Origin of the sequence: Pseudomyxococcus flavus, from assembly GCF_050038885.1 — a bacterium.
GTDB lineage: Bacteria > Myxococcota > Myxococcia > Myxococcales > Myxococcaceae > Myxococcus > Myxococcus flavus.
The window spans coordinates 9,105,334-9,131,454 of record NZ_CP143624.1; the positions used below are offsets into that span (position 1 = coordinate 9,105,334).

General features: G+C 70.1%; 24 protein-coding genes. 6 read left to right on the plus strand and 18 right to left on the minus strand.

Annotation, left to right across the window (positions count from 1 at the left end):
* Nucleotides 1-444 precede the first annotated feature (444 nt).
* Together VZL07_RS37530 and VZL07_RS37535 are read left to right on the plus strand one after the other, a co-directional pair.
* Nucleotides 445-648: a TIGR04563 family protein gene (locus tag VZL07_RS37530; protein ID WP_002638649.1), complete on the plus strand. Its 204-nt coding sequence runs from the start codon at nt 445-447 to the stop codon at nt 646-648.
* 6 nt (nt 649-654) lie between these two features.
* On the plus strand, nt 655-915 hold the full coding sequence (locus VZL07_RS37535; protein WP_426752775.1) for a TIGR04563 family protein: 261 nt from the start codon (nt 655-657) through the stop codon (nt 913-915).
* A 36-nt stretch (nt 916-951) separates the two neighbouring features.
* Here VZL07_RS37535 and VZL07_RS37540 read toward each other — a convergent pair whose 3' ends face one another.
* Nucleotides 952-1,791: a 5'-nucleotidase C-terminal domain-containing protein gene (locus tag VZL07_RS37540; protein WP_426752776.1), complete on the minus strand. Its 840-nt coding sequence runs from the start codon at nt 1,789-1,791 to the stop codon at nt 952-954.
* A complete protein-coding gene (locus VZL07_RS37545) occupies nt 1,791-4,580 on the minus strand; it encodes a TonB-dependent receptor domain-containing protein (protein WP_426752777.1) in 2,790 nt (929 codons plus the stop codon). The genes VZL07_RS37540 and VZL07_RS37545 overlap by 1 nt, the downstream gene beginning before the upstream one ends.
* Nucleotides 4,581-4,694: 114 nt before the next feature.
* On the opposite strand from VZL07_RS37545, the gene VZL07_RS37550 reads away from it, so the two are divergent.
* Nucleotides 4,695-6,230, plus strand: coding sequence for a ChaN family lipoprotein (locus VZL07_RS37550; protein WP_426752778.1), 1,536 nt, complete (start codon nt 4,695-4,697; stop codon nt 6,228-6,230).
* Nucleotides 6,231-6,242: 12 nt separating this feature from the next.
* Here VZL07_RS37550 and VZL07_RS37555 read toward each other — a convergent pair whose 3' ends face one another.
* The 10 genes from VZL07_RS37555 to VZL07_RS37600 form a co-directional block, all read right to left on the minus strand.
* Nucleotides 6,243-7,154 (minus strand): hypothetical protein, encoded by a 912-nt coding sequence (locus VZL07_RS37555; protein ID WP_426752779.1) that lies wholly within the window; start codon nt 7,152-7,154, stop codon nt 6,243-6,245.
* A gap of 115 nt (nt 7,155-7,269) precedes the next feature.
* The gene (locus VZL07_RS37560) at nt 7,270-7,671 is read right to left on the minus strand and encodes a hypothetical protein (RefSeq protein ID WP_426752780.1); all 402 of its coding nucleotides are present in this window, start codon (nt 7,669-7,671) and stop codon (nt 7,270-7,272) included.
* A gap of 141 nt (nt 7,672-7,812) precedes the next feature.
* Nucleotides 7,813-8,604 carry a class I SAM-dependent methyltransferase gene (locus tag VZL07_RS37565; RefSeq protein ID WP_426752781.1) on the minus strand — a complete coding sequence of 264 codons (792 nt, stop codon included), beginning with the start codon at nt 8,602-8,604 and terminating at the stop codon, nt 7,813-7,815.
* Nucleotides 8,594-9,370, minus strand: coding sequence for an SDR family NAD(P)-dependent oxidoreductase (locus VZL07_RS37570; protein ID WP_426752782.1), 777 nt, complete (start codon nt 9,368-9,370; stop codon nt 8,594-8,596). The genes VZL07_RS37565 and VZL07_RS37570 overlap by 11 nt, the downstream gene beginning before the upstream one ends.
* Nucleotides 9,371-9,917: 547 nt before the next feature.
* Nucleotides 9,918-10,508 (minus strand): hypothetical protein, encoded by a 591-nt coding sequence (locus VZL07_RS37575; protein WP_426752783.1) that lies wholly within the window; start codon nt 10,506-10,508, stop codon nt 9,918-9,920.
* Between the two features lie 102 nt (nt 10,509-10,610).
* Nucleotides 10,611-11,438: a 3-keto-5-aminohexanoate cleavage protein gene (locus VZL07_RS37580; protein ID WP_426752784.1), complete on the minus strand. Its 828-nt coding sequence runs from the start codon at nt 11,436-11,438 to the stop codon at nt 10,611-10,613.
* Entirely contained in the window at nt 11,435-11,833 is a 399-nt protein-coding gene (locus VZL07_RS37585) for a hotdog domain-containing protein (RefSeq protein ID WP_426752785.1), read from the minus strand. The genes VZL07_RS37580 and VZL07_RS37585 overlap by 4 nt, the downstream gene beginning before the upstream one ends.
* A complete protein-coding gene (locus VZL07_RS37590; RefSeq protein WP_426752786.1) occupies nt 11,830-12,615 on the minus strand; it encodes an OAM dimerization domain-containing protein in 786 nt (261 codons plus the stop codon). Before VZL07_RS37590 ends, VZL07_RS37585 begins: the two co-directional genes overlap by 4 nt.
* 4 nt (nt 12,616-12,619) lie before the next feature.
* Nucleotides 12,620-13,099: a hypothetical protein gene (locus VZL07_RS37595; RefSeq protein ID WP_426752787.1), complete on the minus strand. Its 480-nt coding sequence runs from the start codon at nt 13,097-13,099 to the stop codon at nt 12,620-12,622.
* Entirely contained in the window at nt 13,096-14,646 is a 1,551-nt protein-coding gene (locus VZL07_RS37600) for a lysine 5,6-aminomutase subunit alpha (RefSeq protein ID WP_426752788.1), read from the minus strand. Before VZL07_RS37600 ends, VZL07_RS37595 begins: the two co-directional genes overlap by 4 nt.
* A 261-nt stretch (nt 14,647-14,907) precedes the next feature.
* Here VZL07_RS37600 and VZL07_RS37605 point away from each other — a divergent pair, with 261 nt between their 5' ends.
* Nucleotides 14,908-16,443, plus strand: coding sequence for a catalase (locus VZL07_RS37605; protein WP_426752789.1), 1,536 nt, complete (start codon nt 14,908-14,910; stop codon nt 16,441-16,443).
* Between the two features lie 174 nt (nt 16,444-16,617).
* On the plus strand, nt 16,618-17,235 hold the full coding sequence (locus VZL07_RS37610) for an ankyrin repeat domain-containing protein (protein ID WP_426752790.1): 618 nt from the start codon (nt 16,618-16,620) through the stop codon (nt 17,233-17,235).
* Between the two features lie 23 nt (nt 17,236-17,258).
* Here the strand turns inward: VZL07_RS37610 and VZL07_RS37615 are convergent, their stop codons facing one another.
* From VZL07_RS37615 to VZL07_RS37625, 3 genes are all read right to left on the minus strand, one after another.
* On the minus strand, nt 17,259-18,290 hold the full coding sequence (locus tag VZL07_RS37615; protein WP_426752791.1) for an L-erythro-3,5-diaminohexanoate dehydrogenase: 1,032 nt from the start codon (nt 18,288-18,290) through the stop codon (nt 17,259-17,261).
* Between the two features lie 171 nt (nt 18,291-18,461).
* Nucleotides 18,462-19,469 (minus strand): alpha/beta hydrolase, encoded by a 1,008-nt coding sequence (locus VZL07_RS37620; RefSeq protein WP_426752792.1) that lies wholly within the window; start codon nt 19,467-19,469, stop codon nt 18,462-18,464.
* Nucleotides 19,470-19,497: 28 nt separating this feature from the next.
* The gene (locus tag VZL07_RS37625; protein WP_426752793.1) at nt 19,498-20,574 is read right to left on the minus strand and encodes a uracil-DNA glycosylase; all 1,077 of its coding nucleotides are present in this window, start codon (nt 20,572-20,574) and stop codon (nt 19,498-19,500) included.
* A 199-nt stretch (nt 20,575-20,773) separates the two neighbouring features.
* On the opposite strand from VZL07_RS37625, the gene VZL07_RS37630 reads away from it, so the two are divergent.
* Nucleotides 20,774-21,205: a PaaI family thioesterase gene (locus tag VZL07_RS37630; RefSeq protein WP_426752795.1), complete on the plus strand. Its 432-nt coding sequence runs from the start codon at nt 20,774-20,776 to the stop codon at nt 21,203-21,205.
* An 81-nt stretch (nt 21,206-21,286) separates the two neighbouring features.
* Here VZL07_RS37630 and coaBC read toward each other — a convergent pair whose 3' ends face one another.
* The 3 genes from coaBC to VZL07_RS37645 form a co-directional block, all read right to left on the minus strand.
* Complete coding sequence (coaBC, locus tag VZL07_RS37635) at nt 21,287-22,522, minus strand: bifunctional phosphopantothenoylcysteine decarboxylase/phosphopantothenate--cysteine ligase CoaBC (protein WP_426752796.1); 1,236 nt, start codon at nt 22,520-22,522, stop codon at nt 21,287-21,289.
* A gap of 50 nt (nt 22,523-22,572) precedes the next feature.
* Nucleotides 22,573-25,542, minus strand: a complete 2,970-nt coding sequence (locus tag VZL07_RS37640) for a carboxypeptidase regulatory-like domain-containing protein (RefSeq protein WP_426752798.1) — start codon at nt 25,540-25,542, stop codon at nt 22,573-22,575.
* 125 nt (nt 25,543-25,667) lie between these two features.
* Nucleotides 25,668-26,099: a hypothetical protein gene (locus tag VZL07_RS37645; RefSeq protein WP_426752799.1), complete on the minus strand. Its 432-nt coding sequence runs from the start codon at nt 26,097-26,099 to the stop codon at nt 25,668-25,670.
* Nucleotides 26,100-26,121 lie beyond the last annotated feature (22 nt).

Sequence of the window (26,121 nt, forward strand, 5' to 3'; positions counted from 1 at the left end):
GGAATGGAGTGTCGTGTGAGCGGGTTACAGGAGCGCGTGCGGTTGAAGGCAGGGGGGCTGATTCTTATGATCGTCACAACATCGAATCGGCGTGGAAGCGGTAGCGGAAATACACGCGGCCGCACACGTTGTTCTGGAGACGGTCGATTTTTGAGCTGTTGGACCTAGGGGTCCCCCCCCTCCCCCTCTGGGTCCACGGGTCCGCCTGGAGTTTTGCTCCTGGCGGTCCCTCTTTCCGAAGCGCCCCGGACTTCCTCGTGGAGTCCGGGGCGTTTCCTTTTTCGCGCCCGATTGCACAGCTTACGTGCAACTGGACGAGCCTGGGAACGGACCGTGCGACCGCGGAATGAGTCCTTGGAAACCGTTGACCCTCTTGGGAGTCTGTCGGATAACGGCCCAGGTGTGTTCAGGTCGTCACCCCGAATCCGCCCCGGAGACCCAAGTATGGCAGGCACCGACAAGCGCAAGCAGTCGCTGTACTTCCCCGAGGAGATGCTGAAGGAAATCCAGGAAGAGGCGACCCGCCAGGACCGCTCCCTTTCGTGGGTCGTGCAGCAGGCGTGGAAGATCGCCCGCGAGCGCATCAAGTCGTTCCCCGCCGTCAACGATGTGACTGGCGACGAGCGCCAGGATCCTCGGGAGGAGTAACGACGGATGGCTACGACGGACCATCGCAAGCAGAGTCTCTATTTCCCCGAGGACATGCTGGAGGAAATCCAGCGTGAGGCGACGCGGCAGGACCGCTCGCTCTCGTGGATCGTCCAGCAGGCGTGGAAGGTCGCGCGTGGGGACATCCGGAAGATGCCCTCGGTGAACGACGTCCTCAGCCCGCCGCCGCGTCCTGCCGCGGCGCCCGCGCCCGCCCAGCCTGTTCCGGCCGTGGCGGCGGCTCCGTCCTCGGACGAGCCCAAGTAGTCCTCCGGTGCCGGGCCTCGCTCCCGGCGCCCGCCCTCACCTGCCCGCGGGCCTCGCGGGCAGCGCGCAGTTCTCGAAGACGACCCGCTGCTCCTCCATGAGTGCCTGCACGGGCGTGGGGTGCTTCGCCTTCATGTACGCCGAGGTGATGTTGGCGTCCGTGCCCCCCAGCTTCCGCGCCTGCACCGGGTTGCGGTCCGGGTCCTTCCCCGCGTTTCCCAGCACCGCGCCGTAGCCGTCGCCTCCATCGAGGATGTACGCGTTCATGGCCACGCGGTAGCGGATGGAGGCGTCCTCGCGCGGGGGCAGCGGCACGGCTCTGCCGGCCACCGTCAATTCCCGCACGCGTGCGCCGCGGGGCCTGGAGCAATCCACGCGCAGCGAGCTGCCCTCGGACACGTGCAGGAAGGCCCCGGAGGGCGAGGCGATGCTCTGCCCTTCCAGGTACAGCGCGCCCACGGACAGCTCCATCATGTCCACGAGCTCCTTCTCGGTGAGGTCCACCGTCACCACCAGGTTCTCGAAGAGGATGAGCTCGTGCAGCACGCCGTCGGTGAGCGGCCCCTTGCGCAGCGAGGTGCGCGTGACGCAGAGGCCCTCCTGGCGCAGCGAGCCTCCATTCACCACGCCCAGCTGCGCGGGGCGCGTGGAGTCATCCTCCGCGTGGAGGAAGGCATCGGCGACGAGCTGCGCCAGCGCGTTGTTGTCATGCCGCGTGAACACCTTGTCGAGGAACACCTCGTGGCCCAGGTAGCCCACGATGGCGTCGGGGTCCTCGACCAGGGGCTGGCACGCGTCGTTGTACTCGATGCAGCCACCGTGGAGGGCCCCCACGGCGATGGCGAGCGCGGCGAAGACGGAGCGGGAGCGCGGCATCAGTACTGGGCCCTCACGGTGAGGTATCCGGACATGCCCTCGCGCGGCAGCAGCCCGGGCACGCGGTCCGGGCGGGGCACGTCATCGCGAAGGTCGTTGTCGAACAGGTTGTGCGCCACCAGGGCCACCTCGAAGTGGTCCAGGATGGGCTCGGTGCGCAGCTGCGCGGTGATGAGGCTGTACGACGGAATCTTGTAGCGGCGGATGAGCTCCAGCACGGACCGGCTGTTGTTGCGCCGCTCGGCGCCCGTGCGCACCACCACGTCGAAGTTCACATACGCGCCAATGGGCATGGACACGCCCGCGTTGAAGCGCGCCTGCGGCACGTCGGTGAGCAGCCGGGACTGGGCGGGCAGCTCCAGGTCCTCCGCGCGGGAGATGCTCGCGTTGAGCCACGCATACGCGCGCTTGGAGGCCTCCAGCCGGGCCTCGCCCTCCACGCCGTACACGCGCACGCCCAGCTCGCGGTTGCGCAGCGGGACGATGTTGCCCGACGTGTCCACGGGGACGATGGGCGAGCCGAAGAGCGCGACATAGGCGTTGGCGCGCAGCCGCACGCGGGCGTCACCGGCCGCCTGGACGAGGTCCGCGCCCAGCTCGAAGGTGTCCACCGTGGCCGGCTGGAGGCGCGGGTTCCCCTCGAAGCGGCCCTGGTTGTACTCCGTGTCCGGAATGCGCTCGACCAGCTCCTGCAGCGTGGGGGCGCGGAAGGCGCGGCCATACAGGGCCTTGAGCACCAGCGCATCGGTGGCCGCGAACACCAGGCCCACGCGGGGGTTGAACGTGGTCACGAAGCGGGTGCCGTCGATGGCGCCGGACGCATCCACGGTGGGCAGCTGCGTGGCGTCCATGCGCACGCCGAAGGTGAGCGTCAGCGCGTTGACGACGGTCCACTGGTCCTGCGCGAAGAGCCCCACGTTGAGGCGGCGGGCGGCGGGCCCTCCCACCAGGTCCCCCAGTCCCTCGGGCCGCGCCAGCCCCTCCGGACGGACCTGCGCGTCCAGCGTGTAGTTCGTCTCGTACTCGTAGGTGCCCAGCGTCTGCTGCTCCACCACCGCGCCGAGGGACAGGCGGTTGTTGGCGCCCAGGGCGATGTCCGCGTCCACGCTGCCGGTGAGCGAGCGCACGGAGACCTGCGTCTGCTCCTGCATCCCCTCCTCGAAGAGCCGGTTCGCCCCCGTGCCGGTGCTGAACGCATGGGGCGTAATCTGGAAGAAGCGGTCGGTGGACTGCTGGTCATACGCGGCCCGCGCGCGCAGCGTCACGTCGGGTCCAAAGGAGCGCTCCCAGGTCAGGTCCGCGAGGAAGACGTTCCAGCCCAGCTCCGAGTCCTCGCCCACCGTGTCGAACAGGCCCACCAGGGCGCTGCGCCGCTCGGTGAGGAAGCGCGCCGACGCGCCCAGCCGGCCCGCGCTGCCCATGGCGTAGCTGGCGCCCGCGCCCGCGTTGAAGAGGAAGCGCTCGTCACGCGTGCGCCCGGCCGGGTCCGCCACATCGCGCAGGCCCTGGGAGATGGACTCGTCGTCGAGCCCGTCGTTCTCGATGACGGTGGAGTCACCCGCCTGGCTCCACACGTCCACGTCCGCGAAGACGCGCAGGTCCCCGGCGGTGTGCCCCATCGAGAGATGGCCGTTCCCGGTGACGGCGAGCCGGTCATCCTGCTCGGGGTAGCCGCCGACGGACACGGACGTGCGGACGCCGTCCGTCCGGTCGGTGACGATGTTGACCACGCCCAGGAAGGCGCCCGCGCCATGGAGCGCGGAGCCCGGTCCCCGGATGACCTCCACGCGCTCCAGGTTCTCCACGGGCAGGTTCATCAACGCCTTGCCGTCGAAGAAGTTGTTGAGGCGGTGGCCATTGAGGAGGAAGAGCACCTCCGCGTCGTTGCGCAGGCCCCGGATGGCGGTGCGGTGGAAGCCCTGCACGTCCCGGCTGACGGACAGGCCGGGCACCACGTCCAGGACGTCCGCCACGGTGCGCGCGCCCAGCGAGCGCAGCTGCTGCCGGCCGAACGAGGCACCGATGGCGGGCACGGTCCGCACCGTCGCCTCGTGGCGCGTGGCCAGCGCCAGCGTGTCCTCCGCGCTGTAGAGGGCCAGGTCCTCCTCCAGCTCCGAGCGGGCCGGCGCGGGCTCGCGCGAGGACGTCGCGCCGGTGGGCGGGGTGTCACGCGACGCGCGGCTGGGCGCCATGGGCTCTGAGGCCGCATCCGGCGGAAGGTCCGCGGTGAGCGCGGCCATGGAGTCATCCTGCTGCCGAGGGGCATCGGAGACCGGCGCCGGCGCCTGGGTGCGGGTGTGCTCGGGCGGTGGCGGCGTGCGGGGCGTGCGCTGCGGCGTCGAGCCGCGCGGGGTTCGGCCGGGACGGCGTTCCGGCGGCGTGGCGCGCACGATGGAGGCACTGGCCGGGGTCTCGCCGCCGACGAGCACCCGGGCGGGCCTCGTGGCGGACTGGAAGAGCGGGATGCGCTCACCATCCGCGGTGAGGCCCTCGACGTAGTACTCGATGCCCGGCGGCACCACGTGCTCGGCGGGAATCACGGCGCGGTACAGGTCTCCGTACTGGCGCTCCATGGGCCGGCGGGCATAGGGCTCACCCGGGCCACGGTAGCGGACGTACAGCTCGAGCACGCGGCGGCCTTCCACCAGCGTCCCGTCGAGCTGAAGCGCGACGCGCGGCTCGGCGCGCTCCGGAGGGGAATGCAGCAGCCCCGGTTCCTCGGCGCGGCCGGGCACCGCCAGGATGAGGACCAGGCTGAGAAGGGTCGCGCGAGCGTGTGCGGTCTTCAAGGCTGAGGGTCATGGTCCATTGCCCTCCCTGTGCCGTCAAGGAACGTACCCGACGCACGGGCGCGCCGTTTTTTTGCCGGGCCCGCGGTGCCGTGCGAGGGATCGCCGCACTCCATGCGCGATTCGCTCGCCTTGCACCTCGCCCTGTTCCGACGCCAGCGCGCGCAGATCGCCCGAGTGGTCGACGGACAGACGGCATCCTTCCGAGCCTACGAGGCCCGCTTCCGGCGGCGCACCGCGGCCTATCGGAGCGTCACCACGCTGCCCGCCGTGTACCAGCAGGTGCAGGCGGCGGACGTGGTCTACGTCGGCGACTACCACACGCTCCCGCTCGCGCAGGAGACGTACCTCGCGCTCGTGGAGCGCGCGCTGGCTTCGGGCCGCCGCGTCGTCATGGCGCTCGAGTGCGTGGAAGGTCGCCACCAGGCCATCGTGGACGCCTGGCGCGCGGGCCGCGTCTCGGAGCGCTCCTTGCTGGCGAAGCTGGGCCACGCGTCCGGAAGTGGCACCCGGGCCCTGCTCGCCTTCGCGCGCAAGCACAAGCTCGAGGTGGTGGGCATCGACCGCCGGGCCCAGGGCGAGCGCTCGCTGGCGCTCCGGGACGCGTACGCGGCCGAGCGCATCGCCCGCGCCGCTCGCGCGCCGGACCGGCCGCTCGTCATGGTGCTGGTGGGCCAGTACCACGTGGCGCCGTGCCACCTTCCAGCCCAGGTGGAGCGGGCGCTGGGCGCGGAGACGCGCAAGGGGCTCGTCGTGTACCAGAACGCCGAAGGCGTCTGGTGGCGGCTGGCGCGCGAGGGCCGCGTGGGCGCCGTGGAGGCGGTGGAGCTGGCCGACGGCGCCCTGTGCCTGATGAACGCCTCGCCCGTCGTGTGCCAGCAGAGCTTCCTGGACTACCTCGAGGCCGAGGCAGGCGACGCGCCCCTGCTGGACCGCGGCGCCGCGGAGCGCTTCCGGGAGATGTCCGCGCTCATCGGCCGCCTCGCCGGGGTGCCCGTGGGACGGGCCCTGGACACGGTGGACGTGGTCACCGCGGCGGACGGCGATGTCCTGGCGCGCATCCAGCGGCGGGGGCGCTTCACCCAGACCGAGCTGTCGCAGCTCCGCCGGCACATCCTCTCGCGCGAGAGCAGCTACATCCCCCGCGCGCGGATGGCCTACCTGGCGTCGCTGTCGCTGAACCACGCGGCGGAGGAAGCGGCCCACTTCGTCCGGCACTGCGCGGTGGGTGACGCCATGGACGCGCCCCGTGGCGCGTCGGAGGCCTTCTACGCGCGCTGCCTGGAAGAGGCGCTGGGCTTCTTCGGCTCGAAGCTGGTGAACCCCCGGCGCACGTGCCTGGGCGTCGCCGAGTGGGCGAAGCGCTTCGGTGAGAGTCGAGGCGTGGAACGGCAGATCGCCGCCTTCGTCCTGGCGCACAAGGCCACGGAGTCGGAGGCCCCGGAGGAGGCGGTGAAGCTGCTCCCCCTGCGCAAGGACCGCCTGTTCCATGGCGTCAGTCACGCCCTGGGCTATCTGCTCGGAGATCAGCTCTACCAGGCCTTCGACGCGGGCCAGGTGGCGAAGGCAGAGGTGCAGGCGTTGTTCAAGGACCCCTTCGAGGATCCACGCGGCGCCTACTTCGCCTGGGCGGAGCGCCTGAGCGCCTGAGCCCGCCCTCCCCTACAGGTCCACCTGCCCGGACGGGGCGGGTGGCGCGGCCTCCGTGTCCGTCTCGAGCGGGGCAAACGTCCCATCCGGTTGCAACACCCGCCGCTGAGCGGGCGCCTCCGTCAGCACCCGGATGGCCCCGCTGGGCATGAGGACATACGCAATGGCGCGCGAGGAGTGAATCACCGCGACCATCCCCAGCTCCGGATAGAGCATCACCATCGCCAGCTCCGTCTCCAGCGGTCCTGCGAACAGGACGTGGTCGTGAGCCGACCCCTGGTACAGCGCCCCGTCCTTCCCGGGTGCCAGGCTGATGTTGAAAATACTCTGATGCAGCTTCACCGCCTCCCGCTGCGTGCGCCCATCCGGCCCGTAGCGGAAGCGCATGTCACCGCCGAGGTAGTAGCGCACCGGGTCCACCGAGCCCTGGAGCACGTACACGGTGATGTCGCCATCATCCTCCAGGACCACGACGGGGCTGATGGTGTCCCGCTTGAAGGCCTCCACGCTCGCCAGCATCGATGTCTGGACGGCGCGGGCCAGGGGACTGAAGTCCTGAGGGAGCGCGTCGAGCGCAAGCGGCTCCAACTGCTCTGCATCTTCAAGCGGCGCCTTGAAGGCATACGCCGGGGTGAAGGTCCCCGCGTCATCCAACTCGCCGAAGAGCGAGTACCAGCCGTCCTCGAGCGGCACGGTGAAGAACCACTCCCCCCGGTCAGCCTCCACGCCGTCCTGGAGGCGCAACGAGTCGGTGGCGAAGCTGGCGGCACGCACCGTGTCGTAGATGGTCCGCGCTCGCGATTGGACCCGGAGCAACTCCGCGTCATCCGGCACGGCCGCGCCGTCCTGCGCTCTGGCACGCCCCGAGTGCGCTCCGCACCCAATCAGGAGAATGGCGAACGTCAATACCAGGGACACGCGCATGAGGGACCTCGTCCAGAACGTCAGGTCCACCCATTCTGCGCCAGCCGCCCCACCCGCCGCCATGTCTCGCGATGGTGCCACGCCGGCGCCGCGGGCACCGTGCGTGCCGTGAGCGCTAGGTCTTCTGGGACGCGTTCGCCTGGATGGCCTGCTTCACCTTCTCGCGGAAGGCACGCATCTTCGCGCGGGCCTCTTCCTTCTGGGCGTCGGTGAGCGCACCGCCCGCGGCCTCACGCTGCGCCTTGAGCTCCTCGCGCAGCTGCCGGCCCTCTGCCTTGAACTGGTCGGCCTGCGCCTGGGTCAGCTTCCCCTTGGCCACGGCCTTGTCCATCCGGTGCTCCAGGCGGGCCATCTTGTGCTTGTGCTTCTTGCCCTTGTGACGGTGGTGCCCGTCATGGAGCGTGCCGTCGGCCGCCGGCGGATTGGCGGGAGCAGGCGCCGCCGTCTGGGCCAGCACGGGCGCGGCGATGAACAGCGAGGCAACGGCAGCGGAACGAAGGGCAGTCATGAGCTTCATCGTGGTGGGCTCCTCAGAGTGACTGAGGCTTCGGGAACCGGCCTTTCCCGTCGCCTCTTGCCCTGAAAAACCCCGGGTGGCGCGAAAGGTTAAATCCGCCGAAGCGGATGCCTTTACGCGCCTGCTCCCCTCCCCCACGCTCTACCGCGTCGGCAGCTTCATTGCGCGGGTGGCGATGTAGCCGCTGTAGTAGCGCGACAGCGCGTCCTCCGGACCGGACGAGTCCTCGAAGAAGCCGACGATGGCGAGCCCCGCGTCCACCTGCCCGCCAATCTGGTCCTCCAGGGAGTGCCCCACGCAGAGGGGCTCACCCACGTCCGTGAAGCGGCGGCGCTCCTCGTCGGACAGGCTGGTGAAGTCCGAATAGGGCATCCGGTACTTCAGCGTGAAGATGCCCTGTTTCTCCAGGCCCAGGTCGAACAGGAAGTTCACGGGGTTGGTGAAGCCGGACAGCAGCACGCCGCCCGGGCGCAGCACGCGCGCCGCCTCACGCCACACGGGGCGCACCGCGTCCACGAAGCAGTTGGAGCACGGGTGGAAGATGAGGTCGAAGCTCTCGTCGTCGAAGGCGGAGAGGTCGCGCATGTCACCCTCCACCAGCCGGAGCTCCAGCCCCTCACGCTCGGCCACCAGGCGATCCTGGCCGAGCTGCGCGGGTGAGTTGTCCAGCACCGACACCCGGGCACCCGCCGCGGCCAGCACTGGAGCCTGCTGCCCACCCGAGCCCGCAAGGCACAGGATGTCCTTGCCCTTCACGTCGCCGAACCACTCGCGTGGGACTGGCTTGGTGGGGGTGAGGACAATGCTCCACTCGCCCCTGCGTGCGGCGGCGATGACCTCCGGCCCGACGGGGAGCGTCCACTTGTTGCCGGCGGCCACCTGCCGGTTCCAGGCCTCACGGTTGTACGTCCGCACATCCCATTCAGTCGTCATGCAACACCCTTCCTTCCATGCCTCCGGCGACCGTGACGACCTCGCCCGTCACGTGTCCGGAGATTCGATCCGACACGAGCGACACCACCACGCGCGCCACATCCACGGGCTCGGCCACCTTGCGCAGCGGCATCGTCCGCGTGACGCGCTCGACGAAGCCCGGCTGCGCCAGCTTGGCGCGGCTGCGGTCCACCGCCGTCCAGCCCGGGCACACGACGTTGACGCGGCCCAGGGGCGCGATGCGGCCCAGCTCGTTCTTGAGGCTCTTGAGGAAGCCGCTCGCCAGCGCGCCCTTGGCGGCGGCGTAGTCGGCATGGCCTGCTTCACCGAACAGCCCCGCGGTGGAGCTGATGATGACGATGTTGCCCGTCTTCGTGGTGGCCACGTGCCGGAGGAAGGCGCGGCAGCACAGGAAGACGCTGTCCAGGTTCTCCGCCAGCGTGCGGCGCCAGCGCGTCAGCGACATCTCCCAGAGGGGCTCATCCGGGGCGGGCCAGACGCCCGCGTTGCACACCAGCACATCCAGCCGCCCCAGCGCGGCCACCGCGGCGGGGATGAGCGCGTCCACGTCGGCCTCCACCGTCAGGTCCGCGCGCACCGCGGCGCCGCCGACCACGTGCGCCAGCGCCTGGGCCTTCTCGGTACTGGAGTGGTAGTGCACCGCAACCTTCGCGCCTTCTTCCGCGAAGGTGTGGACCAGGGCGGTGCCGATGCCTCCAGCGCCGCCCGTGACCAGGACGCCTCTGCCTTGCAGCTCCGTGTCCATCCGGGTGTTCTCCTCGGTCGTGCTTTCACGGGGCCGCTTTCGCGGAGCCCCGGGCACACCGGTGGCGCCCGGCGGCTCACGACGAGAAAAGGCCCCGGCTCCTGACAAGAGCCCGCCCCATGCCCCAAGGCCAGCGGAAAGCACCCGGGGTGGGGACGGGGATGTGGGCTCCCGCGAAGCGGTCATTCTCACACGCGCTGCCCCATACGGGCGTGTGCGACCCCACCTTCCCTCGCCTTCCCCGCTCCCCGTACTGAACGCCACATGTCCGCAAGGGACGCAGTTGCGCCTGGATGCCGGCCAACGCCTGCAGTCCTCCGACGTCGGTCTTACCAATCATCCCGATGTCGATTGGCTTCTGGTTCAGCAGGAACGTCGCCGCGGCCACGCCGCCCACCATCGCGACCGCGGCCAGGACGAGGACCGCGCTCTTGCCGGACTTCCGCGTCGGCTGCGTGGATCTTTAATTCATAGGGGCACGAACCTAAATGCAACGCGCGCACGCCGAAAACCCCTGAACAGGGGGCACGTGGAAAAGGCGCGAAATTCACTCCGGATAAGAATCCTTCGCTTCCTCTTTGAGAGCGCGTTCAGCGTCCTTCCGCGCCTGACGCTCACGCGCCCACTGCGCATCCAGGTCGGCATCACGTTGACGCTCGATGGGGTACTGCGTGAGGAGGTGGGGGGCGAGCTGTTCGAGCGATTTCTTGAGCGCAGGGAACGAGGTCTCCTCCTTCACGACCAGGATCTTCCAGGGCGCTTTCACGGAGCCGCGCCGCATGTCGAAGGTGACATCGCTCGCCTGCAGCTCCGGCGGAACCGGGACGGAGATCCCCAAGGAGGAGAAGGTCCCGCAGGGAACGACCTTGACCCTCGACGTGGAGCCCGTCCAGCGAGCCCTGTTCGAACTCTTTCGACTCCCGTATTCCATCTCGCACGCGTCCAGGGCCGACAACTGCGCCTGGACGGCGGCCAGCTCTGGAAGCTGTCCCACGTCCATGGTCCACATCCAGCCCATGGGCATGCTGCCCACCGTCACCGCCGCGGTGAGCGGAATGACCAATGACACGACGCAAAGGACAATAAGGGTCTTCTTGCCCTGCGACATGCGCGCGGGCGGCGTAGGCGAGGGTTCCATTGCCGCCGAACCTTAAAGGCTCCCGCCATTCGCCGAAAATCGGGCAACGGGCGCCGCCCGACAGGATTCGGGCGGCGGCCGTTTCGAAAGCACTCCAGACTGCTACGACAGACGCAACAGCTTGCGCGCCTGCTCCGGTGTGGCCAGCTCGCGGCCGTGAGCCCGCGCGCGCTTCGCCGCCTCGGCGACGAGCTCCCAGTTGCCCTTCGCGAGCACGCCCTTGGACACGTAGATGTTGTCCTCCAGGCCCACGCGCGCGTTGCCGCCCCGCTTCGCCGCCTCGTCCACGTAGGCCAGCTGGTGCCGCCCCACGCCGGCCACCGTCCAGGTGGAGCCCTCCGGCAGCGAGGCGATCATGAAGTCCAGCACCTCCGGGCGCGGCTGCAAGGTGCCCGGCACCCCGAGCACGAAGTCGAAGTGCGCCGGCAGGTCCACCAGCCCTTCCTTCGCCAGGTAGCGGGCCTCGTCAATCATGCCCACGTCGAAGCACTCCAGCTCCGGCCGCAGGCCGGCGGCGCGGATGCGCTTGGCGATGTCACGCACGAGCGGCCGGGGATTCCAGAAGACCTCCTCGCCGAAGTTCACCGTGCCCGTCGTCAAGGTGGCCATGTCCGGCCGGTCCTCGCCGGTGAGCGTCAGCGGCCCACAGCGCTGGTCCACCGTCATGCCCACCGCGCCGCCCGTGGACGTCTGGATGAGCACGTCCGTGCGCTTGCGGATGGCGCGGATGGCCGCGCGGAACAGCTCCGCGTCCTGGGAAGGCTTGCCGTCCGCCGTGCGCACATGCAGGTGCACCATCGCCGCGCCCGCCTCACGGCAGCGCACGGCATCCTCGGCAATCTCCTCCGCGGTGATGGGCAGGTGTGGCGTCTGCTCGCGCGTCGTCTCCGCGCCCACCATGGCCGCGGTGATGACCATGGGCGTGCTCATTTCTGCCCCCGCTGCTTGTCCTTGGGCACCACACAGGTCCCCGTGGCCCGGCACACCACCACCGGCTCCGCCAGGACGTCCGCCGCCGAGTCATTCACGTCCGGACGCGGCTTGATGACCTTGCGGGCCTCGAAGCGCATCTTCCGCGACGTGTTGCCCGCGCTGACGATTTCGCCCTCCGCCTCGATGAAGTCTCCCGCGTACACCGGGGCCAGGAACTCCACCGAGTCATAGGCGCGGAACAGCCCCTCGTCGCCGTCACTGCGGATGCACAGCTCCGTGGCCACGTCGCCAAAGAGCCCCAGCATGCGCGCGCCGTCCACCAGGTTGCCGCCGTAGTGCGCGTCGTGGCTGCTCATGCGCAGCCGGATGACCGCCTTCGTTCCCGTGCTCACTGAGGCTCTCCCTGATAGTGCGCGTCCTTCGGCTCCTTGCCTTCCTTCTTGAGGAGCGCGTGGACGATGTAGTTGGCCACGTCGGACGGCTTGGTGCCGGGCCCGAAGCCGGCGTCGAAGCCCAGCTCCAGCGCCAGCTTGTGGTCCACGCGGGGGCCGCCCAGCAGCAGCTGGACCTTCCCGTGGATGCCGGCGGCCTTCGCCGCTTCGATGAAGTGCCGCGAGTTGTCCTTGTGCACGTCGCGCTGGGTGACGACCTGGCTGACCAGGATGGCATCCGCGTTGCGCGCCATGGCCTTCCTGATGAGCTCCTCGTTCGGGACCTGGCTGCCCAGGTTGAAGGCCTCGAACCAGGGGTAGCGCTCCAGGCCGTAGTCGCCCGCGTAGCCCTTCATGTTCAGGATGGCGTCGATGCCCACCGTGTGCGTGTCCGTGCCCGTGCAGGCGCCGAACACCACGATGCGCCGCTTCACCTTCTCCTTGATGAAGGCGTTGAGGTCATCGAAGGACATCTTCTTGACCACGACCTCGGGCACGTCGATCTCGGCGTAGTCCAGGGCGACGTTGGACCGGGCGTAGACGATGAAGAAGGTATAGCTGTCCGCGGCGCGCTCGGCGGCGGCCACCTTCACGTCGGTGAAGCCCATCTTCTTCGTGAAGACGGCGGCGGCCTCCTTGGCCTTCTCGGACAGCGGCACCGGCAGGGTGAACGACAGCTGCACCACGCCGTCGTCCCGCCGGTCGCCGTAGGGACGGATGATCTGCTTGCTCGGCTTCACCATCGGCTCACTTCCCTCCGGCCCGCTGAATCTTGACGCTGGTGCCCACCTTCTGGGCCAGCGGCGCGAACCGCTCCTTCTTCGCCTGCTCCAGATAGAAGATGACCGACCACGTCGTCTTTCCATCGCATCCAACGTACGTCACGGAATCCACCGCGCCGCTGCCGTCTGGCGCTACGTCCGTCTCCTGACGCTTCGCCGCCGGATGGGCGCCCACCTTCAGACGCTCCCAGCCCTTGCCGCCAATGGAAGCGACAATCTTGTCCACGCACGTCTGGGCCTTCATGCCGGCCGTCTGCACCGTGCCCACGTCCACCAGGAAGTAGGCGTCCCCGCTGGGGGCCATGAACTTCTGGGTCCCCTCCTGCTCGGTGCGGTTCCAGGAGGCGGGCACCTGGATGGACAGGTTCTTCACCTGGACCTGCGCCAGCGCGTCCGCGGAGCCGCCCGCGGTAAGGACCATGGCAAGGATTGAACCGAGCATCACTGCGCCTCCAGGAGTTCCAGGAACGGGTTGAAATAGTCCGGCGCCTTCTCCAGCACGCCGTCGAGGCCCTTACCGCCGGTCTCCTCGCGCTTCACGTCACCGAAGTGCCCCCGGCCAATGGCGGTCACCATGCCCTCGTCGCGGCACTCCTGGAGCAGCTGCTCCGCCCGGGCGAACACCTCGCGAGCCCGGTTGGCGATCTTCCCGTCCTCGCGGACGGTGAACTCCTCGTCGATGCCCCGCGCCGCGCGGTGGATGTAGGCCGCGGACTTGAGCGCCACGTAGCGGTCCGCCAGCAGCGGCGTGTGCATGGCCTCGGTCATCATGCCCAGCAGCTGGATGCCCTGCCGCGTCCACATGGCCACCAGGTTCGCCATCACGTCGTACGCGTGGCTGAAGAAGATGTCCGTCTCCTTGTGCTTGGTGGGCGGCATGTACTTCAGCGGCGCATTCGGGAAGCAGCGGCGCACCAGCATCGCCTGGGACAGCTCCAGCAGCAGCGTGTCCTCGCGGTACGGGTCAATCTCGTACGCATGGCCGATGCCCAGCTGCCAGTCCTTCAGGCCCGCGCGCTTGGCGAAGACCTCGTTGATGAACTGGCTGGCGATGACGGTGTGGGCCGCGTCGTACGCGTCGGCGGTGGTGATGTAGTTGTCCTCGCCGGTGTTGATGATGATGCCGGCCAGGGCGCAGATGCGGCGGCTGAAGTACTGGTCGATGAACGTGCGCCGCATGTTGATGTCACGGAAGAGGATTCCGTACATCGCGTCGTTGAGCAGCATGTCCAGCTTCTCGTAGGCCGCGCAGAAGGCGATCTCCGACATGCAGAGGCCGGACGAGTAGTTGGTCAGCTGGATGTAGCGCTTGAGCTTGCGGCTCTCGTCGTCCAGGGCCTCGCGCATGATGCGGAAGTTCTCCTGGGTGGCGTAGGTGCCGCCGTAGCCCTCCGTCGTCGCGCCATGGGGCACGTAGTCCAGCAGGGACTGCGCCGTGGAGCGGATGACGGCGATGACGTCCGCGCCCGCCTGGGCCGCGGCGCGCGCCTGATCCACGTCGTCGTAGATGTTACCCGTGGCCACGATGACGTACTTGTGGGGCGCGGGCGGCATGGGGAACTGCTCGCGGAGCGCGTCCCGCTGGGCGATACGGGCCTTCAGGTCGTCGAGCGCGGCGCGGGCCTCCGCGCGGACCTCCTCGCGGAGGTTGTGCTCCTGCTCGGGGGACAGGGGGGCCAGCTTCTCCGTCGGGAGCGCCGTCAGCCGCTCCACGGCCTCCAGCGGGCTCTTGGCTCCCAACTGCAGCGCCCGGCCGTACCAGTAGGCGGCCCCCTTGTTGAGGACCCCGGCGGCCTTCAGCTTGTCCACCATCAGGTTGGCGAGCGGCACGCCCCGCGCGCCGGCTCCCGAGAGGCCGAAGAAGCGCAACACGGTGCGCTCGGTCGATACAGTGGTGTTACGGCGGATGAGGTCGAAGATCGGGTTGACGATTTCGTCCGCCAGCTTGCGCGCATGGTCAATCCGCGCGTCTTCAATGAACGGGCCTGGCATGCGCGCACCTTACCCGCCAACGCGGATGCCGCTAGCGCCGATGCACCCCTGCATGACGTTGCCGCACCGCATTACCGGTTTCGGGTTCACAACACCGACGGGCCGGTGCCACGAGGCACCGAAAAAGCGGTGATGGCACCGGCCTTTCGGTGACACTTCCTCAACAGAACACCCAAACCACCGGGATTATTGGGAACCGAGAACCGGCATGGGGCGTGCTCAAGCAGGGATGGCTTCATCCCCCAAGCCCAGGAGAACCCCTTGCAAACCCGCTCCCTGCTGCTTTCGGCCATGCTCCTCGGCGGCCCGGCCGCCATGGCATCGACGCCCCCGCCCCTGACGACGGACACCGGTTCCCCCGTGGGGACCAACCAGAACTCCAAGACGGCAGGCCCCCGTGGAGGCATCCTCCTGGAGGACTTCCACCTCATTGAAAAGCTGGCCCGCTTCGACCGCGAGCGGATTCCCGAGCGCGTGGTCCACGCGCGCGGCGCCGGCGCCTATGGTGTCTTCGAGAGCTACGGCGACTTCTCGAAGCTGACGCGTGCGTCCATCTTCTCGTCCAAGGGTAAGAAGACGCCGATGTTCGTGCGTTTCTCCACGGTCATCCACCCGTCCGGCTCGCCAGAGACGCTGCGCGATCCGCGCGGCTTCGCGCTCAAGTTCTATACGGACGAGGGCAACTGGGACCTGGTGGGCAACAACCTGCCCGTCTTCTTCATCCGCGACGCCATGAAGTTCCCGGACATGGTGCACTCGCTGAAGCCGTCGCCCATCACCAACAAGCAGGACCCGCACCGCTTCTTCGACTTCTTCTCGCACCAGCCCGAGTCCACGCACATGCTCACGCAGGTGTACTCGGACCTGGGCATCCCGGCGAACTTCCGCCAGATGAACGGGCACGGTGTGCACGCCTTCAAGTTCGTCAACGCGAAGGGCGAGTACAAGTACGTGAAGTTCAACTGGGCCTCGCAGCAGGGCGTGAAGAGCCTCACCGCCGAGGAGGCCGCCCGCGTCGTCGGCGAGGACCACCAGCACGCCACCACGGACCTCTACGCGTCCATCGGCGCCGGCAAGTTCCCCTCGTGGGAGCTGAGCGTGCAGGTGCTGGACCCCAAGGACCTGGACAAGTTCAGCTTCGACCCGCTCGACGCGACGAAGATCTGGCCCGAGGCCCAGGTGCCGTCCATCAAGCTGGGCAAGTTCACGCTCAACAAGCTGCCGGACAACTTCTTCGAGGAGACCGAGCAGTCCGCGTTCTCCCCCGGCGTGCAGCCCCCGGGCATCGAGCCCTCCGAGGACCGCCTCCTGCAGGGGCGCCTGTTCGCCTACGCGGACACGCAGCGCTACCGCATTGGCGCCAACTACCAGTCGCTGCCCATCAACCGCGCCCGCGCGGCGGTGAACAACAACAGCCAGGCGGGCAGCATGAACTCCGCCAACACGAAGTCGGACGTCAACTACGAGCCGAGCGTCGCGCGTGAGACGCAGGACGCGCCGCAGCACCTCTTGTCCAACCTGCCGCTGAGCGGCACCACTCAGCAGCGTGGCATCGAGAAGACGGACAACTTCGCCCAGGCGGGCGCCTTCTACCTCGCGCTCGACGCGGGCGGGAAGGAGCGCCTCATCAAGAACCTGGCGGCCGACCTGAACCAGGTGCGCGACCCGAAGATCAAGGCGCGCATGGTGGGCCACTTCTTCATGGCCAACGCCGACTACGGCACCCGCCTGGCGAAGGCGGTGAACGTGAAGGTGGATGACGCCAAGGCCGCCGTGGCCCCGCTCGCCGCCCGCTGACGTCCCCTCAGTCCCGGGCCCTGGCGCAGCATCGCCGGGGCCCGGCCCTCCGCTGCTCTCCCTGGGTGAAGACCGAGGCGCGACGTGACCCGGCGCTGATCCCCCCTCTCGCCGCCCGTCGCCTCCCGGTCTTCTCTCAGCGGGAGCAGTCTCCCCTCGCTTCTGGAGTCCCACATGATTCGCAAACTGCTGATGGGTACCCTGGCGCTGTTGATGCTGGGCGGCGGCGTGCTGACGGCCGCCTGGATGTCCCTGCGCACCACGCCCGCGCCGCAGGGGCGGCTGCTGGCCACGAGCGACGCGGAGCGCTACCTGCTGGCCGCCGCGCGCGCCGGGGAGACGGACCTGGTGACGGGGCTCGTCAAGGCGGGCACGCCGGTGGAGGCGCGGGATGCGCGCGGCTTCTCGCCGCTCATCCTCGCGGCGTACCACGGACACACCGACACGGTGCGCGCGCTGCTGGCCGCGGGCGCGGATGCGTGCGCGGGCGACAACAACGGCAACACCGCGCTCATGGGCGCCGCCTTCAAGGGCTATGCGGACATCGTCGGGTTGCTCAATCAGCAGCCCTGCGCGGTGGACCAGAGCAACCGCTTCGGCCAGACGGCGCTGATGTTCGCGTCCCTCTTCGGCCGCAAGGAGGTGGTGGACCAGCTCCGCCAGCAGGGCGCGTCGCCCGACGTGCGCGACGGCAACGGGCGCAGCGCCCAGGACTGGGCCCGCACGCAGGAGCCGCACGCTCCCGTCCCGGAGGCCCCCTCCGCGCCGGAGACCTCCGCCTCCGCGCGGTGAGGCAGCATGCCCCGGTGCGTGCGCTACACGTACCGGGTGGCGAAGAGCTGGAGCAGCTCCGGCTCCGTGCGCAGCAGGTCGAGCGTCAGCGCCGCGTGGCCGGGCACATAGCCGTTGCCCACCACCATGGTGACGTCCTTGCCCACGCCCTCGGCGCCGAGCGCCGCCGCCGTGAAGCTGGTGGCCATGGAGAAGAAGATGGCCGTGCCGCCGTCCTTCACCGACAGGATGGTGGCCATCTCCGTGTTGCCCACGCTGGCGCAGTTGACCACCAGGTCGCAGAGCTGGCCGTCCGTCGCCCGGCTCACCGCCTCCATCACGTCCACGCCCTGCGTGGCGTCCACCTTCAGCGCGACGTCGCACAGGCCGATGCCCGACAGCAGGTCCAGCGCGCCCTGCGACACGTCGAGCGCGAGCAGCTTGCCCCGGCTCTCCAGGTTGCGCCGCGCCTGCGCCAGACACAGCGCCCCGCTCTTCCCCGCCCCCAGCACCGCCACCGTCATGCCCGGCCGCACGTGGCGGGCCACCAGCGCGGGCGCGCCACACACGTCGAGCGCCGCGAGCGCCAGCGTGTCCGGCATGTCCGGCGGCAGCTTCGCGTAGATGCCGCTGGCGAACAGCAGCGCGTGCCCGCGGATGTCCACCCGGTCGATGTCGGCGTGCACCGCCTTCACCTCCTCGATGACCAGCGGCGTCAGCGTGAGGCTCACGAGCGTCGCGATGCGGTCGCCCACCTTGAGCACGTCGCGCGCGGGGTGCTTGGCGCCCAGCTCCTTCACGCGGCCAATCAGCATGCCGCCCGAGCCGGTGACGGGGTTCTGCATCTTCCCCCGCTCGCGGACGATTTGCTGGATGCGCTCGCCGATGCGCTTCGCGTCACCGCCCACCTCGCCCTTGATCTGCTTGAAGGACGCGGCGTCGATGTTGAGGCTCTCCACGTCGATGAGCAGCTCGGACTCGCGGCACGGCAGCGAAGGGTCCAGTTGCTTCGCGCGCTGGGGCAGCACGCCCTTCTCGCCAACGACGCGGGACAGCCCGTAGAGGTCGATGCTCATGTTCCCGTCTCCCAGAAGGTTGCCGGGCGCCCGGCCCACTCGCAGCGGGGCGCACCCAGGGAGGCGTCTACCCGCTCCGGCGGGGGGATGGCCAGCACTGCGTCACGGAAGGAACTCCGGGGCGTCCCGCAGCGGGCATCCCGCCCGCCACGAGCCTCCGGTACGAGCGCGCTACTCCTGCGCCAGGTTCGGTACCAGCACGGACAACGAGCGCGCGAAGCGGTACGACACGCCGGAGTGACCGTCCTCGAACTCCTCGTGGACGCGCTCCACGCCCGCGTTCTTGAACTCCTCCGCGAGCATCCGCGTCCCCCAGCGGATGTTGAACTCGTCGCGCGTCCCGCAGTCCAGGTACACGGTCTTCAGCTTCCGGAACGCGTCCATGAACTTGGGCACGAAGCGCACCGGGTCGTGCACCAGCCACCGGTTCCACACGTCCAGGCGCAGCCGGCCCGTCGTCGCATCGAAGGGCAGCTCCACGTTGAGCGGCTCACCCTTCTTCGGCGAGTACGCGGCGGCCATCGCCAGCGTGTTCACCACGGGAAAGTCGTCGCCGCGCATCTTCGTCTCGCGGATGCGAGCGCGGAACTCCGCGTGCCACGACTCCACCCCGCCCGCCTTGAGCAGCGCCGCCGCCGCCTTCGGCAGGTCCGGCAGGTAGCAGTACTCGAAGTAGGCATCCGCGGCGTGCGCGCCCACGTGGGAGAACAGGTCCGGGTGGTAGCGGCCCATCACCAGCGCGCCATAGCCACCGGAGCTGTGCCCCACCACCGCGCGCGCGGCCGCCTTCGGCAAGGTGCGATAGGTGCGGTCCACGAACCCCACCACGTCCTTGGCCAGGTAGTCGCGGTAGCGGCCAATGGCATCGCTGTTCACCCACTGGCTTCCGCCCAGCGACGTCCAGGCGTCCGGGAAGATGCCAATGGCCGGCGGAATCGCTCCCGACTCGATGAGCGCGTCCAGGCGCTCGGGGACGGTGGGCGCGAAGCCCGAGGCGTTCGTCCACGAGCCACCACTGTTGCCGAAGGCGTGCAGGAAGTAGACGACGGGGTAGCGCCGGTCACCCGCGCCGTATCCCGGCGGCAGGTACACGGTGAGCTTGCGGCGGGCCGGGTCTCCCAGGGGGTTCGACTCCAGCGCGGGCGACAGCAGCTCACTCGACTCCAGGTGTCCATTCATCCGTGCATTCCCTTCGTCGGGCCCGCGGCTAGGCGCGCGAACCGGGTTGCTTGCCGAGAACCTTCATCACCGCCTGCAGGTCCTCCCAGGCCTTGCGCTTCTCCGCCGGGCTGCGCAGGAGGTACGCCGGGTGGAAGGTGGGCATGAGCTGGATGCCCTCATAGGTCCGCCAGTTGCCGCGCAGGCGGGTGATGGGCGTCCCGTCGCGCAGCAGCGTCTGCGCCGCGAACTTGCCCAGCGCCACCACCACCTTGGGCTGGATGGCCGCCAGCTGCGCCCGCAGGAAGGGCTCACACGCCGCAATCTCGTCCGGCTCCGGATTGCGGTTCCCGGGCGGTCGGCACTTCACCACGTTGCAGATGTAGACGTCGTCGCGGCGGTAGCCCATCGCGCCAATCATCTTCGTGAGCAGCTCGCCCGCAGCACCGACGAAGGGGACGCCTTGCAGGTCCTCGTTCTCCCCCGGACCTTCGCCCACGAACACCAGCTCCGCCCGCGGGTTGCCCGAGCCGAACACGAGGTTCTTGCGCCCCGTGCAAAGCTTGCAGCGCCGGCAGTCGCCCAGCTCACGGCGAATCTCGTCCAGCGTCGGCCGCTCGCCGTTCGACATGCCGGGCAGCGGACCGGGGTTCCGGGGCGCCTGCTGCGGCACGTCCACGAGCATCCCCGGTGTGGGGGCGCGAGGCGCGGGCGCCCGCGGTGCCGGGGACGCGGCGGCCATCGCCCGAGGCGGCGCGACAGGTGGGCTCGCGACGGGAGGCACGCGCGCGGGCCCCGCCACACCCGGCCCGGGCAGCCCGGACGCGGGCGCACCGGTGCGCTCCCAGCCACTGGCGCGGGGCTCCGGTGACGGCGGCGCCATAGACGCGCGGGGCAGCGGCGTCTCGGGGCGACTCGCCTGGGCCGCGGGCGCGGCCTCGGGTGCGCCATGGGTCCGGGCGAAGCGGGCGCGCAGCGAAGGCCCCGCGCGCTGGAGCTCCAGCGCCGCCTTGGCATCCATCATCAGCACCCGGCCGGCGGCCTCCTCCTGCCAGAGGAGGTGGCGGCGCACATCGTCCAGCAGGGCGCTCAGGTCCTGCGCGGCATCGGGCGTGTCGTCATTCACGGTCCTGGATCGGTAGCGGACGTGGCGTCCGGGCGCAAGGAAGCCGACGCCCAGGCCGGCTGTTCGCCTCACGCCAGAGGAGCTCCAGCACCCATGCCCGGAGTCCTACCCCGGCCATGGCGGCGCCGCTCCGCCATGAGGGCGGCCGGCCGCCACGCTATGTTCCGCCGCGAACCGGCGTCTCGCCCGAGGAGCCCCCATGGAACACCAAAACCCGGATTACCTCCAGGACACGGAGGCCATCTTCACGGCGGCCAACTTCGTCACGGACCTGGGCATCGAGCCCACGGCCATCCGCCCCGGCGAGGTCGAGGCGCGGCTGGTGGTGAAGTCCCGCCACCTCCAGCAGGACGGGGTCGTCCACGCGGGCGTCCAGACGACGCTGGCGGACCACACCGCGGGAGCGGCGGCCTACACCGTCATTCGCAAGGGCCAGCGGGTGCTCTCCACCGGCTTCACGGTCCACCTCCTGCAGACAGCCTCGGGCGAGGAGCTGCGCTGCAAGGCGCGAGTGCTCCGCGCCGGTCGCCGGCTCATCGTCGTCGAGTCCGAGGTCTACGCCGTCGCCGCAGGGACACCCCGGCTCGCGTCGAAAGCCACCGTCACGCTGGCGGTGATGGAGCCGCGATGATGCGCTTCGGGGAGTGAAGTCGAGCGACGCGCCTGCTTCGCCCATGCCTGCCTATGCCGAGATTCGGCAGGCAGGAACGATTCAAGCGCCTGCCCGCAGCGGCGCGGGCACCAGCAGGAGCTCCAGGATGGCGAGCGCCACCTCGTGCTTGGCGCCCTGGAGCTCGTGCTGCGCGCCCGCGCGCGTCAACACCGTCACCCGGTTGGTGTCCGTGCCAAAGCCCGCTCCGGGCGCCGTCACGTCATTGGCGACGATGGCATCCAGGCCCTTGCGCTCCAGCTTGTCGCGCGCGTGTTCCAGCACGCGCTCCGTCTCCGCCGCGAAGCCCACCAGCACCGGCCGCTTCGCCTGACCCGCCACCTTCCGCGACGCCTCCGCGAGCACGTCCGGCGTGCGCACGAGCGTCAACGACTCGGGCGTGGCCGTGGCCCCCTTCTTCACCTTCTGGGGCGCGCGCATCTCGGGGCGCCAGTCGCTCACCGCCGCCGTGGCGATGAATGCATCCACGGTGCTCACCCGCGCGAGCACCTCGCGCGCCATGTCCTCCGCGCTCACCACGTCCACGACGTCCAGCCCCGTGCGCTCCACGCTGCCCACCGGCCCGAGCACCACCGTCACCTCGGCCCCCAGGCCACGCGCCGCGTGCGCCAGCGACAGGCCCATCTTCCCCGTGGAGGGATTCGAGATGAAGCGCACCGGGTCCAGGAACTCACGCGTGGGCCCCGCCGTCAGCAGCACCCGCTTCCCCGCGAGGGGCCCGGCCCCGAAGCGCGCCGCGACGGCCTGGACGATGGCCGGCACATCCGCCAGCCGCCCCTCCCCCACGTCACCGCACGCCAGCATCCCCGCGCCCGGCCCCACGCGCGAGAAGCGCGGGTAGGCCAGCAGCGCGGCGAGGTTCTCCTGCGTCAGGGGGTTGTCCCACATGGCCACGTTCATCGCGGGGGCCAGCACCACCGGGCCCCGGAAGGCCAGCAGGGACGTCGTCACCGCGTCGTTCCCCATGCCCGCGCGGATGCGCGCCAGCAGGTCCGCGGTGGCCGGCGCCACGACGAAGGCCTCTCCCCAGCGCGCCAGGTCCAGGTGGCCGAAGTTCCCCTCCTGGGCCGGGTCGAAGTAGTCGGTGAGCACCGGGTGCCCGCTGAGCGCCTGGAAGGTGAGCGGGGTGACGAACTGGCGCGCGGACTCCGTCATGGCCACTCGCACCTCGGCCCCGGCGCGCGACAGCTCTCGCACCAGCTCGCAGGCCTTGTAGGCCGCGATGCCTCCCCCCACGCCGACGACCACCCGCCGGCCTTTCAGTGTCGTCACGTCCATGCGGCTTCCTAATGCGCGGGGCCGTGGGCTCGCAACCGTGCCAGGCGCCCTCAGCGGCCCAGCACGACCTCCGTGCTCGACGGCACGTCCACGACGCGGACCTCGGGACCTCCGGGCGTCTCCACGTGGAAGTTGCCCCACACCAGGGTGTAGCGCCCGGGAGTCAGGCCGCTGAGCCGCACCTGCTCGCTCCGGGGCTGGTAGACGAGCTGCGCCCAGCGCGAGCGCATCAGCGCCACCGATGGGGGGTTCCCCACCGCGCCCAGCTCTCCCGCGACGACCCACAGCGCCCGCCCCCGCTCCGGCTTCACCTGCACGGTGAGCGACGCGCTGCCCGGTCCAGGCCCCAGGTCCAGGCGCATCTCCGAGCCCCCCACCTGAACGACCAGCGCGGGCTCGCCGGAGAACTCGCGCTGCGCGCCCAGCGCGAAGCGATAGTTGCCCGGAGAGACGTCCACGCTGTAGCCGCCATCCGGTCCGGTGACGATGGAGAGCGTCTCGCTGCGGTCCGCGTTGACGGCCTCGACCTCGAAGCCCGCCGCGGGGCTTCCGTCCTGCCGGTACACCTTGCCGCTCAGACGCGTGGCCTGCCGCAACTTCAACTCCACCGGGCCGCGCGCGCCGCGTTCCAGGGACTGGGTGGCGCTCAACCGGCCCTTCCGGGCGGAGAGCGTGTAGCGCGCCACGTAGGGGGGGCTGGCCACCGTGAAGCTCCCGTCCTGTCCGGAGAGCACGGAGTCGTCGCAGACGTCACACGTCACCACGGCGTCCGACACGGGACCGCCACCCTCGTCGACCACGACGCCCGAGATGCTGGGCAGCTTCTCCAGCACCAGGTCGCCCAGGTCCGGTGAGGCCGGCCGGTCCACCATCAACGGCTCGTAGCCCGAGGCATCCACCGAGGCGAACACACGGTCCCCCGCCGTGGGCAGCGGCAGCTCGAAGCGGCCGTCCGGGGCGTTGACGTCGTGCTCGTCCACGCGGAAGCGCCGCACCGGCACCCCGTCATCTCCGACGACCCGCCCGCGGAAGACGTCTCGCTTCTTGAGCACCACCCGCACTGGTGGACCGCCCGCCTTGCCCTCCGCGCGCTCCACCTGGTCATAGCCGGAATGCCGCACCTCCAGCCGGTAGCCGCGGCCAGGACGCAGGGAGCGGAACTCGAAGCGGCCGCTGGCATCGGACTGCACCGGGTCGGCGCCCCGGGGCACCACCACCAGCGTGGCCCCCGCCACCGGCGCGTTCTGCCCGTCCACGACCTCGCCGCTCAGCGGCGCCCCCGGCTTGAGCTCGGCCTCCAGCTTCAGCGTCTGCCCATCCGCCAGCGTCACCTCCCTGCGCTCCGACGGCAGATAATCCGGATGCGAGGCCATCATCGAGTACGTGCCCGCGGGCATCCCGCGCATGGGGACCATCCCATCCGAACCCGACGGCCGATCGCTGCGGAAGATGCCCTGCTGCTCCACCCACAACACCACGTCCGCCCCTTCCACGCGGCGGCCCTCGGCGGACACCGTCACCTCCAGCGAGGCCCGCGGCTCGAGGGCCAGCTGCACGTCGGTGGCGGGCGCCGTCACCTGGAGCTGTCCACCGCCCCACTCCGAGTGGTGCGCGTGGAGCTCGTAGAGCCCGGGCGTGGGCACCTGCGCCGAGAAGCGGCCATCCCCATCCGCCAGGGCCGACGCGCCCGTGGGCTGCACCAGCACGGACACCCCTGGGGCGGGCCGCCCATACACGTCCAGCACCTGCCCGCTGATGACCGTGGCGCGCTCCATCTCCAGCTCGAGCGGCGTCTCCCCTGGCTTCACCCGCGCCGGAAGCTGGGCATCGCGAAAGCCCTCCGCCTGCCCCGTCAGCACGTAGTCGCCCACCGCCAGCGGCCCCAGCGTCATCAACGCGCCGGTGCCGCCTCGCTCGCGGCGGATGAGCTCTCCCGTCGGCATGCGGAGCTGCAGGTCCGGCTCGGGCACGGGCTGGCCTTCCTCGTCCACCACCGTGACGAGCAGGCTCCCCGCCTCCTCCAGCGCGAGCGTCACCTGGGTGACGGGCGCCTCCAGCATCACCGTGCGAGGCACCGACGCCAGGCCCTTGGCCTCGGCCGTCACCACCAGCTCGTCCGGATACAGGCCGGTGAAGCGCAGCGGGGCGCCATCCGTCCGCAGCTCGCGCGTCAGGTGGTCCGCGCGCAGGCGCACCAGGGCCGCTGCGGGCGCGCCATTCCGGGTGACGTGGACCTCCAACGTGCGCGCGGGCGTCAGCTTCAGGCGCACGGGCTGCGGCCCGGCTTCCACCTGGGCCTCCACCGCGGGCAGATAGCCCTCCGCCGTGGCCAGCACGTAGAAGGGCCCTTCGCCCAGGCCCGACAGGTTGAACACGCCGTCCGCGCCGCTCGTCGTCTCGAACGGCAGTGGAATGCGCCGCGACATCGCGTGGACGCGCGCGCCACGCAGGGGACGCCCGGCCTCGTCCACCACCTGCCCGCCAATGCTGCGCAGGGGTGGCAGGTACAGGTCCACCGGTTCGCCCGGCGCGGCCCGCTCCCGCAGCGCGACACCCAGCCCCGGCGCACGGGCCCACACGGAGAACGACACGCCCGCCAGACGCTCGAAGCGGAAGCGCCCCTCCGAGTCCGTGGTGACGGTGGCCCTGGGGGTCAGGAAGCCCTGCTGCTGCTCGAAGAACGCCAGCGTGTGGAGCGCCGTCTCCCGCGCCGGGCAGGCCAGGAGCGCCTGGCCGCACTCATCACAATGGACGCCCAGGAGCGTGCGCTCCGCGCTGGAGGCCAGGAACACCTCCGCGCCCGGAACGGGCTGGCCCGAGGCGTCCAGCACACGCCCCGTGAGGGAGAGCCCTTCGCCCTCGGACGAGGCGACCTCCACGGCGGCGAAGCCCGGCAGCGGCCGCGCGGCGACGGCGTGTGTCTCTGGACCGGCCTGCTTCGACGCCGAGCCGGGCCACAGCCACACCACGCCCGCCGCCAGCAGGGCCGCTGTTATGCCTATGACAATCCAGTTGCGCATGCGCACGCGGCGCGGACCTTAGCCCGGGACCGGGCGCGGAACGGCCGATTCCCCCTGGAAATTCCGGACGCGTCCGCTCCCTGACCCTCGCGCGCCGAGCGAGGTGGACGGCCGGGCACGGCGCCCTACTCGCGCGAGGACTTTCCTTCAAGGTCGTCCAGGCGCCGTTCGACGTCCTCGAAACGCGCCTGGGTCGCGTCCGCGACGGAGGCCAGCAACCGGGCCATCCGGCCCGCGTGGGCGTCCATCCGGCCCATCCGCCCCGACATGGTGCGCATGCCGTCCGCCATGGAGTCCATGGTCGACATCATGGTCTCCATGTTCGTGGCCATGGCATTCATGTTCGTCGCCATCGCATTCATGTTCGGCGCCATGGCGTCCATGTTCGTCTTCATGGATGCCCTGGTCGTCATCATGGACGACATGGTCGACCGCATCACGCCCATGCTCACGAGGATGCCTTCGACATCCCCCTGCGTCGCCCGCAGCTCATGGCGCAGCTCGGTCACCTCGCCCAGGAACTTCACCACCACGTCGCCGCCCACGGCCCTGGCCATGCGCCCTCCCGAAACGGAACGG

Coding starts and splice junctions, on each gene's coding strand:
- VZL07_RS37590 (WP_426752786.1), bottom strand. CDS start 12,615: ATGGTGAAGCCGAGCAAGCAGATCATCCGTCCCTACGGCGACCGGCGG.
- VZL07_RS37565 (WP_426752781.1), bottom strand. CDS start 8,604: ATGACGACTGAATGGGATGTGCGGACGTACAACCGTGAGGCCTGGAAC.
- VZL07_RS37620 (WP_426752792.1), bottom strand. CDS start 19,469: ATGAATGGACACCTGGAGTCGAGTGAGCTGCTGTCGCCCGCGCTGGAG.
- VZL07_RS37540 (WP_426752776.1), bottom strand. CDS start 1,791: ATGCCGCGCTCCCGCTCCGTCTTCGCCGCGCTCGCCATCGCCGTGGGG.
- VZL07_RS37560 (WP_426752780.1), bottom strand. CDS start 7,671: ATGAAGCTCATGACTGCCCTTCGTTCCGCTGCCGTTGCCTCGCTGTTC.
- VZL07_RS37535 (WP_426752775.1), top strand. CDS start 655: ATGGCTACGACGGACCATCGCAAGCAGAGTCTCTATTTCCCCGAGGAC.
- VZL07_RS37600 (WP_426752788.1), bottom strand. CDS start 14,646: ATGCCAGGCCCGTTCATTGAAGACGCGCGGATTGACCATGCGCGCAAG.
- VZL07_RS37555 (WP_426752779.1), bottom strand. CDS start 7,154: ATGCGCGTGTCCCTGGTATTGACGTTCGCCATTCTCCTGATTGGGTGC.
- VZL07_RS37580 (WP_426752784.1), bottom strand. CDS start 11,438: ATGAGCACGCCCATGGTCATCACCGCGGCCATGGTGGGCGCGGAGACG.
- coaBC (WP_426752796.1), bottom strand. CDS start 22,522: ATGGACGTGACGACACTGAAAGGCCGGCGGGTGGTCGTCGGCGTGGGG.
- VZL07_RS37610 (WP_426752790.1), top strand. CDS start 16,618: ATGATTCGCAAACTGCTGATGGGTACCCTGGCGCTGTTGATGCTGGGC.
- VZL07_RS37630 (WP_426752795.1), top strand. CDS start 20,774: ATGGAACACCAAAACCCGGATTACCTCCAGGACACGGAGGCCATCTTC.
- VZL07_RS37640 (WP_426752798.1), bottom strand. CDS start 25,542: ATGCGCAACTGGATTGTCATAGGCATAACAGCGGCCCTGCTGGCGGCG.
- VZL07_RS37615 (WP_426752791.1), bottom strand. CDS start 18,290: ATGAGCATCGACCTCTACGGGCTGTCCCGCGTCGTTGGCGAGAAGGGC.
- VZL07_RS37530 (WP_002638649.1), top strand. CDS start 445: ATGGCAGGCACCGACAAGCGCAAGCAGTCGCTGTACTTCCCCGAGGAG.
- VZL07_RS37645 (WP_426752799.1), bottom strand. CDS start 26,099: ATGGCCAGGGCCGTGGGCGGCGACGTGGTGGTGAAGTTCCTGGGCGAG.
- VZL07_RS37570 (WP_426752782.1), bottom strand. CDS start 9,370: ATGGACACGGAGCTGCAAGGCAGAGGCGTCCTGGTCACGGGCGGCGCT.
- VZL07_RS37550 (WP_426752778.1), top strand. CDS start 4,695: ATGCGCGATTCGCTCGCCTTGCACCTCGCCCTGTTCCGACGCCAGCGC.
- VZL07_RS37575 (WP_426752783.1), bottom strand. CDS start 10,508: ATGGAACCCTCGCCTACGCCGCCCGCGCGCATGTCGCAGGGCAAGAAG.